The sequence below is a fragment of the Terribacillus aidingensis genome, from assembly GCF_900215625.1.
In the GTDB taxonomy this organism is placed as follows: domain Bacteria; phylum Bacillota; class Bacilli; order Bacillales; family Amphibacillaceae; genus Terribacillus; species Terribacillus aidingensis.
Genome location: NZ_OBEK01000002.1, coordinates 522,239 through 539,030, shown reverse-complemented (window position 1 = coordinate 539,030; position 16,792 = coordinate 522,239). Strand labels below are relative to the sequence as shown.

Annotated in this window: 15 protein-coding genes; 9 read left to right on the top strand and 6 right to left on the bottom strand. The window is 42.7% G+C overall.

Annotated features, from left to right (window positions below; translation table 11 throughout):
• Positions 1 to 22 precede the first annotated feature (22 nt).
• From CRO17_RS07930 to CRO17_RS07920, 3 genes are all read left to right on the top strand, one after another.
• Positions 23 to 922: an AbrB family transcriptional regulator gene (locus CRO17_RS07930; protein ID WP_097041026.1), complete on the top strand. Its 900-nt coding sequence runs from the start codon at positions 23 to 25 to the stop codon at positions 920 to 922.
• Complete coding sequence (locus CRO17_RS07925; protein ID WP_097041024.1) at positions 922 to 1,125, top strand: DUF6501 family protein; 204 nt, start codon at positions 922 to 924, stop codon at positions 1,123 to 1,125. Before CRO17_RS07930 ends, CRO17_RS07925 begins: the two co-directional genes overlap by 1 nt.
• A gap of 121 nt (positions 1,126 to 1,246) precedes the next feature.
• Entirely contained in the window at positions 1,247 to 1,807 is a 561-nt protein-coding gene (locus tag CRO17_RS07920; protein ID WP_371747528.1) for a histidine phosphatase family protein, read from the top strand.
• Here CRO17_RS07920 and CRO17_RS07915 read toward each other — a convergent pair.
• The gene (locus CRO17_RS07915) at positions 1,804 to 2,994 is read right to left on the bottom strand and encodes a M14 family metallopeptidase (protein WP_097041022.1); all 1,191 of its coding nucleotides are present in this window, start codon (positions 2,992 to 2,994) and stop codon (positions 1,804 to 1,806) included. The two genes, CRO17_RS07920 and CRO17_RS07915, sit on opposite strands and share 4 nt — an antisense overlap.
• Positions 2,995 to 3,230: 236 nt before the next feature.
• On the opposite strand from CRO17_RS07915, the gene CRO17_RS07910 reads away from it, so the two are divergent.
• Complete coding sequence (locus CRO17_RS07910) at positions 3,231 to 3,470, top strand: ferredoxin family protein (RefSeq protein ID WP_077309121.1); 240 nt, start codon at positions 3,231 to 3,233, stop codon at positions 3,468 to 3,470.
• Positions 3,471 to 3,555: 85 nt separating this feature from the next.
• The gene (locus tag CRO17_RS07905) at positions 3,556 to 5,067 is read left to right on the top strand and encodes an FAD-dependent oxidoreductase (RefSeq protein ID WP_097041020.1); all 1,512 of its coding nucleotides are present in this window, start codon (positions 3,556 to 3,558) and stop codon (positions 5,065 to 5,067) included.
• A 31-nt stretch (positions 5,068 to 5,098) separates the two neighbouring features.
• Here CRO17_RS07905 and CRO17_RS07900 read toward each other — a convergent pair whose 3' ends face one another.
• Entirely contained in the window at positions 5,099 to 5,371 is a 273-nt protein-coding gene (locus tag CRO17_RS07900) for an acylphosphatase (protein ID WP_097041018.1), read from the bottom strand.
• Positions 5,372 to 5,487: 116 nt separating this feature from the next.
• Between CRO17_RS07900 and CRO17_RS07895 the strand changes: the two genes are divergently transcribed.
• The 4 genes from CRO17_RS07895 to CRO17_RS07880 all read left to right on the top strand — a co-directional run bounded on the left by CRO17_RS07895 (position 5,488) and on the right by CRO17_RS07880 (position 10,620).
• Positions 5,488 to 7,005, top strand: coding sequence for an FAD-dependent oxidoreductase (locus CRO17_RS07895; RefSeq protein ID WP_245864711.1), 1,518 nt, complete (start codon positions 5,488 to 5,490; stop codon positions 7,003 to 7,005).
• Between the two features lie 120 nt (positions 7,006 to 7,125).
• Complete coding sequence (locus CRO17_RS07890; protein ID WP_097041013.1) at positions 7,126 to 8,274, top strand: NAD-dependent epimerase/dehydratase family protein; 1,149 nt, start codon at positions 7,126 to 7,128, stop codon at positions 8,272 to 8,274.
• Positions 8,275 to 8,283: 9 nt separating this feature from the next.
• Complete coding sequence (locus CRO17_RS07885) at positions 8,284 to 9,438, top strand: glycosyltransferase family 4 protein (protein WP_097041010.1); 1,155 nt, start codon at positions 8,284 to 8,286, stop codon at positions 9,436 to 9,438.
• Positions 9,439 to 9,648: 210 nt separating this feature from the next.
• The gene (locus CRO17_RS07880) at positions 9,649 to 10,620 is read left to right on the top strand and encodes an NAD(P)H-quinone oxidoreductase (protein WP_097041008.1); all 972 of its coding nucleotides are present in this window, start codon (positions 9,649 to 9,651) and stop codon (positions 10,618 to 10,620) included.
• 1,250 nt (positions 10,621 to 11,870) lie between these two features.
• Here the strand turns inward: CRO17_RS07880 and abc-f are convergent.
• The 4 genes from abc-f to CRO17_RS07860 all read right to left on the bottom strand — a co-directional run bounded on the left by abc-f (position 11,871) and on the right by CRO17_RS07860 (position 16,647).
• The gene (gene abc-f / locus CRO17_RS07875) at positions 11,871 to 13,505 is read right to left on the bottom strand and encodes a ribosomal protection-like ABC-F family protein (protein WP_097041006.1); all 1,635 of its coding nucleotides are present in this window, start codon (positions 13,503 to 13,505) and stop codon (positions 11,871 to 11,873) included.
• 273 nt (positions 13,506 to 13,778) lie between these two features.
• Positions 13,779 to 15,197, bottom strand: a complete 1,419-nt coding sequence (locus tag CRO17_RS07870; RefSeq protein WP_097041004.1) for an amidohydrolase — start codon at positions 15,195 to 15,197, stop codon at positions 13,779 to 13,781.
• Complete coding sequence (locus CRO17_RS07865) at positions 15,190 to 15,924, bottom strand: small-conductance mechanosensitive channel (RefSeq protein WP_245864709.1); 735 nt, start codon at positions 15,922 to 15,924, stop codon at positions 15,190 to 15,192. Before CRO17_RS07865 ends, CRO17_RS07870 begins: the two co-directional genes overlap by 8 nt.
• Positions 15,925 to 15,942: 18 nt before the next feature.
• Positions 15,943 to 16,647 (bottom strand): DUF5058 family protein, encoded by a 705-nt coding sequence (locus tag CRO17_RS07860; protein WP_245864708.1) that lies wholly within the window; start codon positions 16,645 to 16,647, stop codon positions 15,943 to 15,945.
• Positions 16,648 to 16,792: the final 145 nt, after the last annotated feature.

The window sequence follows — 16,792 nt, the reverse complement described above, 5'->3', positions numbered from 1 at the left end:
CTAAAACAGCAGCTCCCAGCAGCTGCGTAAAGGAAGTTATTGGCTGCTAGGGATTCAAATCGGTAATACGTTCACGGTGCACACATTTCATAATGTGCAGCCTTATTTATTAAATTACACACTGCTGACATTGCTGCTGATTGGTATTTGTATGGTGAATGCTTATCTTGTCAGCAAATGGGTGAAGGTAGATATGACAACAAGCATGCTCGGCAGTATACCGGGCGGTCTTTCTGCTGTTACTGCATTAAGTGAATCAATGAAAGCTAATACCGGCCTGGTTACCATCTTCCAGACGATCCGGCTGATCAGCATTTTGTTTATTATCCCGTTTGCAGCAACGCACTTCTTTCTGGATAGTTCCGTTCAAACAGCGATACAGCTTCCGCAAACAGAGCAAGGTGCTTGGTGGACAATAGTACTTTATGTCACCATGTACATACTTGCCCGGCTTACAGACAAATTTATTCCTTCATCCTTAGTCATTGTGCCGATGCTGCTTACCGCGGTTCTCCAAGTAAGCGGGATGCAGCTTTATCAGTTTCCGCATTTATTTTTCGTTCTGGCACAGTTGACAATTGGCGTATATTTAGGTCATTCTATTTCTATACGGGATTTAAAAAAAGCTGGCAGACTTTGTTTGTATTATACTGGGCTGTCCTTGCTTTTAATTCTGCTCTCATTTGGCCTTGGCTATCTGTTCAGCTTGACCACATCACTGAATATGGCAACATCTATACTAAGTATGGCGCCCGGCGGATTAGTGGAAATGGCGCTGACAGCTCAGACGACCGGCGGTGATCCGTCTATTGTCAGTTCGCTGCAGACGATACGACTGCTATTAGTCGTGCTTGTTGTGCCGCTGCTGCTGCAATGGACGCTGCCAAAACTTGAGAAACACCATCGAAAGGAAGAATCATAATGATACACAAACATTGGCAAGATAACGAAACGATTAAACAAGTGAAGTGTGTTCACACAGACGCGAAAAAATATGTAGTAAACACAACACTTACACCTGGAAAGATCTACGACGTAAAAAATGAGACAGAGGAATTTATTTTTATTGTTGATAATACAAACCGCGTCGGTGCATTTCGCAAAGATTATTTTAAAGATGTGTAATAATTTGACAGTAAGAAGGCTAACCTAGTAGAGGTTAGCCTTTTTTGTAGGCTTGTTTTTTCCTGTACTTGTAATTGTCTAGTGCTTAACCGATAATAAGGCTAAGGACATTAAGAAGGAGATGGGGCTTGTGAAAAGGATCATTCTTGTTCGCCACTGTAATGCGGAAGGTCAGCATAAGGATTCACCGCTCACCTATGAAGGAATCAACGAAGCCCGTTCATTAGCAGCTTTTTTGAAACGTCTGGACTATCCAGTTCAGCGGATCCTCTCCAGTCCCTTCTTCCGGGCCGTTGAGACAATTAAGCCGTTCGCTGATGCTGCGGATATTCCTATTGAGCTGGATCGAAGGCTGCAGGAACGTATTTTAAGTGAAGAGCCTGTGGATGATTGGCTGGAAGTACTGGAAGAATCATTTACAGATTTTGATATGCGTCTGCCTGGAGGCGAGTCTTTCAATGATGCGAAACTTCGAGTACGTGCATTGCTGGATGAACTTGAATCAGAGGAGCAGGTAGAGAATGTTGTGTTAGTAACACATGGGAACCTCTTGGCAATATTATTAAAAGAGTTCCAAACTGATATTGGTTTTTCACATTGGAAAGGATTCTCCAATCCAGATGTTTTTCTTGTGCAGCGCGGCGGAGGCAGCTATATGGTGGAGCGGATCTGGAACGTTTAATTATGTTCTGTTTCTGTTAACAATACCATTAGAATGCTGCTCAGCTTTTGATAAATAGTTTGTATTTGATCGATGGGCAGAGGATTCGTCCCTTTGCCCAATTCAATTGTAAAACCCGGACGCCGGTAGGCAGAGATAAACCAGTCTTTGAACCCTGCGTAGTTGTCTAATGTTTTTATAGCTTGATAACCGCTCGCCTGTTCCATTTTTTTTGCTATATGCGCAGAAATAGACGGTTCTTTCTCCTCAAAACTCCAATAAATCTCCTCTCCCTGTGTATGCAGTGCCGCAAGTAAGTCGAAATTACGAGATTCCACTAATTGATACATGCCGATAGATTCGTTTTCCGTTAGCGGCGTACGTCCAGGAAAGTCACGCGGACCTGGTAATTTGGGTTTGCGTTCCTGCTCATACTCCCACTTAGCGGGGTACTGCTTGTTTAGATCTACACCTGCTATATTTGCTTTCCACCCGCGAAAATCTGCAGCCCCTTCATTCAAGAAGCAAACAAGTTCTTCATATTCCTGCGCTGCCTTGCTTCCATGTATAACCAAGTCCACGCCATCCGGATTTACCATCGGTACCACCGACAGCGTTACATCACGGAAAAGTTTGCTTGCCGGATGGCCAAATAGCTTCTGATCATGTGTAACTGCAATTAAATACATATTCACAAATCGCATGAGTGCATTTGTAGTAATCCATTCATTTCCATGAAAGCTCGCATTTATATGGATCTTTCTTTTACCTTTGCCAATTTGGATTTCCGTTACCGGCTTGCCTAGCACGCTTTTATATATGGTGTGCATATAAAATATCGGAAACAACTGATGCAAATTCTGGAAGTCCTGAAGGAGGGTCGCATAGTCATAAGCTTGATGGAATGCAGTTTGCGGCTTGGTGACGCTGCGAGGCAGGACAAGCTCATCTCCTGCAGCAAATTGCGATTGACCATATAATAAGTTTACTTTGCGAATTGGCATTTTAAAGGCAGCTGCGAATGCTTCGGCGGACAAATCGTGTTCCAATACAATCTTTTCGGCACGATAGCCTGGCACCTGAATCGCCTGCCTTGCCGGTACATGTGTGGAGAGAAAGGGGTTTGCCGCAAAAAGCACATATGTTGGCAGGTGAAACATCGTGGCAACTGTGCTGAGCTGGCACCCGTGCTGCAGTATTATTTCCATCTAGTTCGCCTCCTTTGGTACAGTGTATGTCAAGAGAGATAAAATTATGGTGATGAGCCAAGCTGTCAAATTGTTGAGGAGGAGCGTTGTTATTATTTAATATTGTTGTTATAATTTGAAGCGATAGGGTATAAATACATAAAGCTCACTTGTATTTTGCGAATTAGCAATATACCTTGGTAAAAAAACGAGTCCTTTTGGCTGGTTTATTTATAGTAGTAGAGGAGGCTATATACATGGCTTTTGTCATCACTTCCCCGTGTGAAGCGGAAAAGGCCGGCGAATGCATGGAAGTTTGCCCGGTTGACTGTATCGCGGAAGGTAAAGATATGTTCTATATCGATCCTGACATCTGCATCGACTGTGGTGCATGTGAAGCGGTATGCCCGGTTGAAGCAATCTTCATGGAAGATGAAGTACCTGCGGAAGAAAGCAAGTACATTGAAATCAACCGTAAGTTTTTCCAAGAGAATTAAGACGATCCACTGCCAAGCGGCAGTGGATTTTTTTGTTTACTCTTTCTGTAAATAGGTTAAGAGAGAAACAAAAGGAGTGGTGTACATGTCTACTGGAAAACATGAATCTTATTGGATCGAAACAAGCGACTTTCCGCCTTTTGAGAAACTGCAGACGGATATTAACACTGAATTGTGCGTGGTAGGCGGCGGTATAGCCGGAATTACTTCTGCATATTTGCTTACTAAAAAAGGCTACAAAGTAACCTTGATCGAAGCATTGAAGCTCGGACATGGCACTACGGGTTATACAACTGCGAAACTGTCAGCACAGCACAAGCTTATTTATGACCAGTTAATCAGTATATTTGGTGAGAAAACGGCGAAAATCCACTATCAAGCTGCTATGGAAACAATTGAATTTGTGCAGGAAACAGAAAAAGAACTGCAAGCTGATTTTCAGTTCAATATGGAGCCAGCTTACGTATTCACGGATGAGGAAAAGCAGATCCGTCAAATTGAAAAAGAATGGTCTGCTTATAAGAAGCTGGGCATCCCGGGTGCTTTGTTAGATGATATCCCTTTGCCAATATCCGCGAAAAAGGCAGTGCGTATGGATCAGCAAGCACAATTTCATCCTTTATTGTTCTTACAAGCAATGACCACGTATATTACCGCAAATGGCGGCACTATCTATGAAGATACACGCGCGGAAACAATTAACGAAGTCGGCAAGACTACCGTAAAGCTGAAAGACGGCGGCAGCGTGACAGCAGATCACGTTGTTATTGCTACACATTTTCCGTTTTATGATTTCAAAGGAGCTTATTTTGCTCGTCTTGATATGGCTCGCTCTTATATTGTTTCAGGTAAAAGTCCGCTCGCTTATCCAGGAGGTATGTATATCTCTGTTGACAGTCCATCCCGATCTGTCCGCAGCGCCAAGGATAAGAATGGCGAGACATTGTGGCTGATTGGCGGAGAAGGACACCGACCTGGTAAAGGAAAACAAATGAAAGAGCATTACAGCAACCTCCGAAACTGGGGACGTTCCGAATTTGATATGGAAGAATTTGATTATAACTGGTCATCGGAAGACTTTATCAGTTTGGATAGTTTGTTTTATATAGGCAGAATAACAGAACAAACGAAAAATATCTATGTGGCTACTGCTTTCCGGAAATGGGGAATGTCAGGAGGCATAACAGCAGCGAAAGAAATTACATCATTGATTGATACTGGGGAAAGCTTGTATCAGGACATTTATGATCCAGCGCGTAATGATGGCACAAAAGGTATTCGTACTTTAGCGAAGAACTTGGTTGAAGTAAGTAAGGAGCTCGTATCCGGAAAGCTTGAAAAAACAACCAAATCCATAGATGAGTTAGAACCGGGAGAAGCCGGAAAGATACGTAATAAAGGTAAACTCATTGGTGTGTATAAAGATAATGACGGTACCCTCCATAAAGTAGATACAACATGTACACATATGGGATGTGAAGTACATTGGAACGATGCCGAAACAACTTGGGACTGTCCGTGTCACGGCTCCCGTTTCCGAGCAAGCGGAGAAGTAATCGAAGGTCCGGCAGTGAAGGACCTGAAAAAAGCAGATTAAAGAAAAAACGCTCGGCAGGCATGCCGGGCGTTCATCTTACTTCAAACTTTTTAAAGCCTTGTTGTTTTTCTAAGTATTTTACATCAACATTTTTAACTTTGACTTGTGCATTCGGACCTTTTTTTACTTCTTTAATGAATTGCTCCACTTGATTATCTTCCCCTTCTAAGTCTACTCGCACCGTTCCGTTTGCTTCATTCCGAACAAAACCTACTAAATTGAGTTTACGTGCTTTCTCTGCTGCGGAAAGACGGAAACCAACACCTTGCACCTTGCCTCCAACTATCATTTGAACGCATTTCATTTGCTGCGCCTCCTTTTTTTTAGGTGTTCCCTAGTAGCGTGTACCAAAAACATCTGATTAACTCCTTGTATCTTTGGCAAAAATGGAGTTATCAAAACATGTATGGAGGAGAAAGTATGAAACATAATCTAAGTTACTGGCGGGAGAAGACAAAAATTCCGCAGTTTGAATCACTCCGATATGATGCTGAAAGCGAGATTGTGATTGTCGGCGGCGGCATTACCGGTATCGTAACTGGTTATATGCTAGCTCAAGAAGGTAAGCAAGTTACCATTCTTGAAGCTGATGATCTGTATAGCGGAACGACTGGCTATACAACTGCAAAGCTCACAGCGCAGCATGGGCTCATTTATGACGAGTACATCCAGCATTTTAATACCGCTATTGCAAAAACGCATTATGAAGCTTGTATGGACGCTATTGCATTTGTGAAAGACACAGCAAAGAAACATAAGATTGATTGTCACCTTACTGAACAAGATGCCTATATCTATACAAAGGAAAAGCAGAATATCCAAAAACTCGAAAAAGAATACGAAGCTTACCAAAAACTTGGTATAACCGGCGAACTGACAGATACTATTCCGCTTGCATTTGATGTAGAAAAGGCATTAGTCATGAAAAACCAATACCAATACCACCCGCTTCAGTTTTTGAATGGCCTGCTGCAGGTATTTCTGGAGAAAGGCGGTAAAGTATATACCAACACGCCTGTCGACACGATTGAGGAAGGCAGCGAGCCTGTAGTGGTAACGAAGAACGGGTTAAAAGTAACATGTAAAAAGATAGTTTCAGCTTCACACTGGCCTTTCTATGACGGAATGGGGTTTTATTTTGCCAGATTGTATCAAGACAGATCATATGTAGTAGCGGCAAAGCCGAAAGATTCTTATCCAGGCGGTATGTATATCAATGCCGATACACCGTCTCGCTCGGTGCGCAGTATTGATACAGAAGAACATGGCACATTACTCTTAATCGGCGGAGAATCCCATCGGACGGGCGAAGGACATCCAGAAGAAATGTACTATAAGGAATTAACCGATTATGCTGCTTACTTAGGAACAGGAACACCTCTTTATATGTGGTCAGCGCAAGATATTGTTACATTGGATAACTTACCTTATATCGGTTATATCAGTAAGGGGAAGGACAATATCTTCGTTGCAACTGGCTATCGTAAATGGGGAATGACAAGCAGTATCGTTGCCGGTCTCGAGATCAGCTCACTGATCTCGTCCGGAATCAGTCGTTATAAGAATATTTATCAGCCATCGAGGTTTCAAGCAGACCCGGATGTGGGTAGTTTAACTAAGAATGTAATGGAAGTGGCAAAGGAATTTGTGATTGGTAAACTGGAACAGCCTTATGAATATGTGCCTCACTTAAAACCTGGAGAAGCGACCAAGGTGCGAACCAATGGCTTGCTGCTTGGCGTCTATAAAGACGAGACTGGCGAAATCCATCAAGTGGATACAACATGTACACACATGAAATGCGAAGTGAATTGGAACAGTGCAGAATCTAGCTGGGACTGTCCGTGTCATGGGTCTCGCTTTACCGGAACAGGCGAAGTTATTGAGGGTCCAGCGAAGAAACCTTTGAAAAAATTGGATCATGGTTTAAACAGTTAATGTTTCGTTTACAAATTCTCAATTCTTCCTTAACACCTTATGGTTTTTCATTACAGCACTGTTAGCATATAATGTTAACGAAACGTACCAAGAAATGTTGATGTTACAGGAGGATGAGTCATGAAAATTGTTGTAGCTGGTGGAGATGGTTTCTGCGGTTGGCCAACGGCACTTTATCTGTCAAAGCAAGGTCATGAAGTGGCAATCGTCGATAACTTAGTAAGACGTAAGTATGATGAAGAATTACGCTCCAATTCCGTCACACCAATCTATTCTTTGGAAGAGCGGGTAGCCAAGTGGAAAGAGAAGACTGGTAAGGAAATCAAGACATACATAGGCGACTTAAATCACTATGATTTCCTTAGCGAAGTATTCCGTCAAACACAGCCTGATGCATTTGTACACTTTGCGGAACAGCGCTCGGCGCCTTACAGCATGATTGACCGGGAACACGCGGTTTACACGCAGCAGAATAATGTGATCGGAAACTTGAATGTGCTTTATGCAATCAAGGAATTCGCTCCATCTTGTCATTTAATCAAGCTTGGTACAATGGGAGAATACGGAACACCGAATATCGATATCGAAGAAGGTTATATTGAGATAGAGCATAAAGGCAGAAAAGATAAACTGCCATTCCCGAAACAGCCGGGTTCTTTCTATCACTTGTCTAAAGTGCATGATAGCCATAATATCATGTTAGCTTGTAAAATTTGGGGTATCCGTGCAACAGACTTAAACCAAGGTGTCGTTTATGGTCTTCACACAGAAGAAACGAAGCTGGACCCCGTTCTTGCAAACCGTTTCGATTACGACGGTGTATTCGGTACCGCATTAAATCGATTCCTTATTCAAGCGGCAACCGGACATGACATTACCGTGTACGGAGGCGGCGGTCAGACGCGCGGCTTCTTAAATATCACAGACACGATTCGCTGTGTAGAAATTGCTGCTGAGAATCCGGCAGATGCAGGCGAATTCCGGGTATTTAACCAGTTCACAGAATCATTCTCTGTACAGGAACTTGCGGAGAAAGTACAGAAAGTGAGCCGGGAAAAAGGACTTGATCCACAAATCACATCAATCGAGAATCCTAGAGTAGAAGCGGAAGAGCATTATTACAATGCGGTAAATACTCGTCTTCGTGATCTTGGACTAGAGCCTAATCTTCTAACCGACGACGTACTGCATGCTATTTTGGAAACGGCGATTGAACATAAAGATCGCGTTATTAAAGAAAATGTACTCCCGACAGTTACGTGGAAATAGGAGCAGACGGTGAAAATCGTTATTATAACGGAAACATTTCTGCCATCGACTGATGGTGTCGTCACTCGATTAACCGAAGCGATTAAATATCTCCGCAGCCAGAAGCATGAAGTCGTCGTTATCGCTCCGGATCTCGGGGTAAAGGAATATCAAGGTGCAATAGTTGAGGGAACCGGGACGGTTACGATGCCATTTTACCGTTCGAAGAAGTTCTCCTTGCCGACAAGAAAGATAAAGCCCTTACTGGAGAAACACCAGCCTGACCTTGTCCATGTGGCGAACCCAGCTTTGGTCGGCGTAGCAGGAATCCATTATGCGAAAAGAATGGGCTTACCGCTTATGGCGTCCTATCATACGCATATACCGAAATATCTGGATTATTATAAGCTCTATAAACCGTTAAAACCATTATTCTGGTGGCATTTCCGCAGGCTTCATAATGCTGCCGACTTGAATCTTTGTACGTCACAAGCAATCAAGCAGGAATTAGATGAGCAAGGATTTGAGCGGATGCATGTCCTGCGCAGAGGTGTGGATGTAGAGAAACGGCACCCGGCTTATTATTCAGAGAAAATGCGGGAACGTCTGCTGCAGGGTGCAACAAACAAAAAACTGCTCATCTTTGTGGGCAGATTAGCAATCGAAAAAGAAATTCATAAGATTCGGCCTTTATTGGATGAAAGAGATGATTTAGCATTAGCGATTATCGGAGACGGACCTGCCCGTAAAGAGCTAGAGAAGGTATTTGAAGGGACACATACACTTTTCACAGGCTTTCTTCACGGAGAGGAATTGTCTCAAGCATTTGCTTCAGCTGATGCCTTTGTTTTCCCATCCATTACTGAGACACTCGGCCTCGTTATATTAGAAGCGATGGCTTCCGGTATACCCGTTATCGCAGCAAAAAGCGGCCCAACGTTGGAGCAAATTGAAGAAGGGAAGACGGGATTCCTTTTTGAAAATGAAAATGTGTCCAGCATGAGCAGAGCTGTCGAACAGCTTGATCAACAGGAATTGGTAGCGGAAATGAAACAAAATGTGCGATTAGAGGCTGAAAAACATTCCTGGACAAATGCTTCCAGAGAAATGTTTGACTACTATTTAGCGACAATGCATGCAAGATCGCCGGTATATCAAGGCGTGCAGAACCCGAGCTCCCACTGAGGAAGCCGGGTTTTTGCATGTTTAGCAGTTCTTTCATATGGTTAACAATAAGAAAAAGCACATAAATGAGGTGCAGCAACATGAAGGGACCATCATTTTTTAAAGGATTAATAATCGGGATCTTACTTGCCATTCCATTTTGGGCAGTGCTGATTTATTTACTTTTTTTCCGCAAAGGCTGACAATAGAAGGAGAAAGGGAGTCTTAATCATGAAAGCAATCAAATTACAAGGTTTCGGCGGCACAGAACAACTAAAGCTAGAGGAAACCGATAAACCAAAAATCAAAGCGGATGAGATTCTTGTGGCAGTCAAAGCGTCAGCAATTAATCGCGCCGATATTGAAAAGAGAAAAGGAAATTATCCTTCCTCGGATTTTGATCCGGTATTAGGACTAGAAATAGCCGGCGTTGTAGAAGAAGCTGGTCCAGAAGCGAGCGGATGGTTGAAGGGAGACCGTGTATTCGGACTAATTCCTTCTGGCGGCTATGCCGAATATGCTGTCATAAACAGCAAACTGGCAATGTCTATCCCTGATGAATTAACTTATGAGCAGGCCGCAGCAGTTCCGGAAGTATTTTTAACAGCTTATCAAACACTACATTGGCTTGGTGAATTGAAACAAGGAGAAACGGTTTTGATTCATGCAGGCGCAAGCGGTGTCGGCACAGCAGCTATTCAATTAGCAAAACAAGCAGGAGCAACGGTAGCAGTAACAGCTGGATCTCAAGAAAAACTTGATTTCTGTAAAGATCTGGGCGCTGATATTACCATTAATTACAAAAAAGAAGATTTTGCTGAGCGTTTAGCTGATACAGGCGCTGATGTTATCTTAGACTTCGTCGGAGCACCTTATTGGGATCAGAACATTAAAACACTAAAAACAGACGGCAGAATGGTTTTAATTGGATTCCTAGGCGGAACAGAGCTTGAAAATGTAAGCATTATGCCGTTGCTTGCAAAACGCTTACACGTAAAAGGAACGTTATTAAGCACCAGAACAATTGATTACAAAGCGAGTTTAACAGCAGACTTAATCGATAATGTGCTGCCATTGTTTGAAACAGAATCAATTAAACCAATCGTAGATAAAGTATTTCCGTTAGAACAAGTCGCTGATGCGCATGATTACATGGAAAGCAATAAAAACACAGGTAAAATTGTATTGCGTGTAGCAGAATAATAAAAAACAGATTGTGCAGTTAAAGATCTGCGCAGTCTGTTTTTTCAATCTCGTCTCACTATCTCAAGAATACTTGTGTAATGAGACGGTAAATACGATTTTCTTATAACTTCCGATAATATATATTATGTAAACTAGAAAAATGAATAAAATAAGCGTTGCTACTGCTGCTGTAACTTACCCTTCTGCCGTTATCTGCTGCAGATCATGCCTTTGTCAGCCGTTTGTTTAGGCTGCTATAAGATTAACTTAAAATACTGCACGTGTTGGCTCAATTAAAAAGCTTCAGCATCTATGCATTCATTTAATCCAATTGATTGCTATATTTTGATTTCTGTTTCATACAGCAATTAATTCTTAAACTTTATCTATGCGTAATGTTATAACAATGATTTTTTATACTGTTACTCAGATTGTTCGTCTGCTGCTTGATTTTTGTGCTGAATGCTAAGTAAATAACTGCTGCGGTTCCTGCCGCGAACATTATTGCTTTTATTAGTAGCTATGTACACCTAGCAAATGCCCCCTTTATTCACTAACATTCCAACATATAATATTCCATTTTGAAACAAAGTTGATAAATGAGAACTTGCATCTATTAATACGTAGCCTTTATTTAACTTTCTGCGTGCCGCAAAACAAGTTATATTCTTCGCTGAATAAGCTGCTGTTTTAAACACCTTCTCAAATAACGCTGCAAGCTTGCTCACAGTCCGAATCTTATCTTTGGAATGTTGAATCCTGTGTCAGTCATTCCGCCGCTTGAAGCGCCTTGTTTTAGCTTCTCCTGTAAAATGAAGATCAATTGTTAATCAGTATTATGCTCTAAACCAGGAATATACGTTAGGTTGCATGCTGCCCATATCCAAGAATTCAAGAGATTTGCAGCTGCGTTTATCTTATTATGTCTGCGAAAATGTCCTTTTTCACGGGATGGGAATGTCTGTTCTCGTTGAGAAAAGCAGTTGTTTTTTTATGCCATAGAAGCTTTTAACGGCCAGAAAAGCCTCCGTGTAATCAAAAATATGCCTTATATCAGGGAAATTCGCTAGTTAGCGTGTTGCGATTTGCGCACTCATCTAACTAATGTTGTCTAATAATGCCTTTTTTTACGGGGTGGGAACATTTGTTCTGTTGAGGAGAAAAAGAAACGTTTTTGATATGCCGCAAGCAGTTTACAGCCACTTTCGAAATTACTTTTGCTATGGAATGTTGCACAAAAGGGCCGCCTCCGCTAGGCAGCCTATTTGTTAGTTAAGGTCATTCAGTTGCTTTGTCAGCTCGTTAAATCGCTTATCAAATTCCTTATACGCAGTATCCGCCGCTGTCAGCATGCTCAATTTACCGAGTACTCCCTGCCGCTCATTTTCTAATTGCAGCCGCATTGTCTGTTTATCTGAAATACTTTCGGTTTTATCGCCATCATGCCGCCTCTGTATGATACCTTCTGTGATAAGCAGCTGCGTATTGGTCACTTTTTCCCGAAAATAGCGATCATGTGATACGACAATCAATGTACCCTGATAAGCTGCTAACGTTTTCTCGAGTTGCTCACGTGAAGGCAAATCCATATGATTAGTCGGTTCATCTAGCAAGAGAACGTCTTTCTCCTCTAAGATATGCTGCATAAGCTTCAGTTTAACGCGTTCCCCCATACTCATGTCTTTAATAGCCAGTTCCCAGCTTTCTGTCTCAAACCCGAGTTGTATCAGTAAATTTCGGACGAGCCCTCTTTCTGCAAATGTCTCTCTGCGGAATAGTTCGGATGGCGTCTTATCTAAAGGCAGATCATAGACGTTCTGAGATAGGTAACCTATATTTGCTGTCGGTGACAGCCATATCTCGCCTTTATAATCCTCTTTGCCAACTATCATGTTCAAAAAGGTGGTTTTTCCGCTCCCATTTGCTCCTAGCAAGTTGATTTTCTCTCCGTACTGAACAGTAAAGTTTACATTTTTAAATAACGCTTTATTTTTGTATGTCTTGGCTGCGTTTTTACAGGCTAGAAATCGTTTGCCTACTTTCCGCGCATGCTTGAGTTGGAAGGAAACCTCTTGCTCTGGTGCGACAGCTTGTGTCTTTTCCCGGGCCAGTTCCTTCTCTAGCCGCTTCTGCTTCGATTTTACTTGTTTATCCATTCGTTTTGCTTTCTTTCGGTAATACTCTTTTGCGCCTTCTTGCTTTGTCGATTGTGCATGCGCTTTGGCGCTCCAGTTTTGCAAAGACAGCATTTGTCCTTCCACCCGTTTAATCCGTTTTTGCTGTTTCTCATAAGCGTGCTGCTGATCCGCTTTCATTTTCTCTCGGAATGCCGTATAGTCCGTGTAATTACCACCTAGCGTATAAAGCGTATTCTGTTCGATAGACCAAATTTTTGTTGCCATCTGATCAAGAAAATAACGATCATGTGACACGATAAGAAACGTTTTAGCAGATTCCTTTATCTCTTGCAAAAGTACACGCACACTTTCTTCGTCAAGATGATTGGTCGGTTCATCCAATAACAATATATCCGCATTACTTGCAAATCCGCGCGCTAATCTTGCCTTTAGCTTCTCACCGCCGCTCATTGCTCCATAAGAACCAGTTGGTACTTTCCACAGATTCCGCAGCCGCATTTCCTCTGTGTTAGTCGTTTTTGCTGAAAAAACATTATTTTCTTGCTCTACTAAGTTTGTTTGCTGATTTGTTTTCGAACGCCAGACCGATCCGCTCGTTGGCTGCCTCCTCCCTGCCAATATATCCAGCAGGGTGCTTTTCCCGGCGCCGTTTCTGCCGATAATTCCAATAATATCTCCTTCGTGAACAGTTGCCTCTGCTTTTTCGAATAAAACAGTTTCTGTATGCATGTATGAGACATCTTGTAATTTTATTAATTCTCTCAAGTAAATCTCTCCTTTTTAGGCAGGAGGACAGAAAAAAATCCTCCCAAAATGAATTGGAAGGATTAGCCGTACCAGTTTATAGATACACTCCTAGCTGGAAATGTACCTGTCACTTGATTGAAAGATGGGCAGACTAATCCTATTTTTTACGCGTTGAAAAATATTTTTTTCAATTCGTTAGAAAATAAGATTAGTTTTTCATTGGCCATCCATCATCCTCTCGTGTTTGTTGCACTCAGTATAGCAGATAGAGACAGTGAATCAAATAGGCAGTTAGATCAGTTGTTCTTTTCGTACCGCCCCTGGAGCTAGTACGCTCTCATCCAGTCCCGAACGATACGGTTTGTCAGCAGTCGCTTGCTGGAACTCTGTCTTTGCTTGTTCAACAAGCGCGGGTTCACTGAACAAATCATAAGCTGTGAGTGCCATGATTTTAGCTGCGTAATGCATGCCCTTTAAACCAATACTTGTTCCAAATACGGCGGTTGCTTGCCAGGCATGTACTTGCGTGCCAATTGGACCGCATGTGGTGCTGATACTTGCTAATGGCGTAATCCAGCTTACATCCGCAACATCAGTTGAACCGGGCATTGTCTTTTCTTTTGCAGAGAGATCATAGAAGTTTTTGGTTGGCAGAATGTCGTTTGAGTCGAGTTTTAATTCAGTTCGAGAGGCTTCTATCAATTTAGGATCCATTGATTTACGGAGTATCGAGGAATAAGCTACTTCATCTGATGTAAAACGCTGCATCGGGAAGTTCTCCATATTACGGTAGTTGAGTGTATTCAACGTATCGTTCGTGAGCATATGATAACAATTTGCCAGCAGCTCATGAGACGTTGTCGTACCAGTGATTAGAGCTGCTCCTTTCGCTATATCATGCATGCGTGCGAGCATATCTTCTACTTGTTCACGATTAGCGCCGCGCAAGTAATACCAAACCTCTGCTTCATCTGGCACGATATTCGGTGCCTGTCCGCCATTTGTAATGGCATAATGAATTCGAGTACCGTCTACAAGATGTTCACGTAAGTAATTGGCGCCGATATTCATAATCTCTACGGCATCGAGTGCACTGCGTCCGGCATGAGGAGCTCCGGCAGCATGTGCTGGAATACCATGAAAACGATACTTGATTGATATCATCGCTTGCGAACTAAAGTTTTGTACCACATTGCTTGTACCTGGGTGCCATGTTAAACAGCAATCCAAATCATGAAACACGCCTTCTCTTGCCATAAATGTTTTCCCGGATAATACTTCCTCAGCCGGGCAGCCGTAATAGCGAATAGTGCCCGTTAACTGCCCATCATCGATTAGCTGCTTTAGTGCAAGAACAGCTTCAACTCCTGCGGTACCAAGAAGATGGTGTCCGCAAGCGTGACCTGGCTTATTCGCATGAACAGGATCTTTATATGGTTTTGTTGACTGAGCGAGACCAGGCAAGGCATCAAATTCACCCAGTATGCCTATAATCGGATACCCTTCCCCATACTCCGCATAAAAAGCGGTCTCCATGTCTCCGACAGAATCTGTCAGTCGGAATCCTGCATCTGCAAGGAGCTCTTTCTGGACAGTACTTGCATACGTTTCCTCATAAGCAATCTGCGGGTTTTTCCAAATATCCAGCGCTAAACGACCTGTCAATTTTTCCAATTCCTCTAAACGACGAATCAGTTGCTTTTTACTCACTGGTCATCTCTCCTTCATGAACTAATTTGCTTGGTTTGATATGTTCCAAAAACATACTGATTGCAACTGTCAGCATCATACAGATTAATCCTTTGAAAAAGACAGGAACGGGCAGTTGTGTCAATAAAATACCGAATCCAAGACCAATAACACCGAAAAGCGGCTTTCGCATCGCTAACTGCGCAATCATTCCGCCGAATATTGCTGGAATGATGTAAGTGAAGGCTGCTTGTAAAGATTCTGGAATGATAGAGAGAATATACGAGCCTGCTAGTATGACTGGGACCAATACAGCAATGTTCATAAAACTAGCTGTGGCAATAGCTAATGTCGCGGCTACTTCTCCTTTCTTCGTTCCAGGCTCAGCACCAATTACTTGCTGTGCTGCGGCCGCAGAGGGTAAACACATATTCGCTATATTACCAGTCAAGAAACTCAGGTATGTGCCGGAAACTCCTAAAGTGGCATAATAGCTGACTGGCTCCACCACCCAAGCAAATCCAACCAATGCTATATATGCAAGAAAAGCAGCAAATATTGCCCGCCAGCCAGGATGGTAGCCTGCTGCGAACGAAAGATAAAGCGGTAAGGCGGCAGATAAGACGATAACAATCCCGATCGTCAGTCTGCCCCAGAAATGTGCATTAACGTGAAATGCCTCAAACGTTTGCTGCTGCGTTTCTGCAACTTGTTTTTGCCCCACAACCTGCTCTGCTGTTTTTACCACTCTTTGTCCCTCCGTTTCTTATCCGATAAAATAACCAACCGTAAGACCGCCAATAATAGCAAACCCTAATGCCCATTCTTTCAGCCAGTTTTGCTGCAGCTTATTTGCTGCCAGTAACGTTAGTATAGTAATAAGCATGCTGGTGACAATGACTACCGTATGACCGCCGCTTTTAACAGCTTCATTGGCCGCGAAATATCCAAATGCTCCGAGCATGGCTGCCGTCGAGATGATAACCATTTTTTTCGTTCCGTTTTTCTTTGCTGTGATTTTCTTTTGGAATGTACCGAGTGACTTTGTGAAGAACAGCGTGACAATCAGCCAGCCGGTTCCGCCGATACATAATGTCCAAGCAATCGTCGTGAAGGCTTCCGGACCAAAGTTCGCCGCTCCTAGCTCCGTTCCATAAGCACTGGAAGCCATCTGCGCACCAAGCGACTCTGTTGCAGAGGAACCAATAATGGCGCTGCGCATCATTGTGAGCGGGTTACCAATTAGAGTCATTAGGGACACAGCTATAATGATATTCCCAAGTGAAGGCCCGATAGCTGCAATGGCACCGGTTTTCATTGCGCTTTTGGCTTCCTGAGCTGTCATACCGACACTCTCTCTTACCTGGAGTGCAGACCGGATAAAAACAATCCCTTGAAATAAAACAATTGAAACGACAACAAGACAAAACCCCCACAGTACGCCACTGTTCATAATTTCAGCTATCTGCAAATTTTGGTCCTCCTTAAAAATTAAAACTATTCTGATTATTATGTTAGTAGCTCATTTGTGTGTGTGTCAAAACCTTTATAATAAACAGTGCTATTTAAGTAATAAAGTTGTTAAAGCAATACGGAATCCTACCTATCATTTGTTA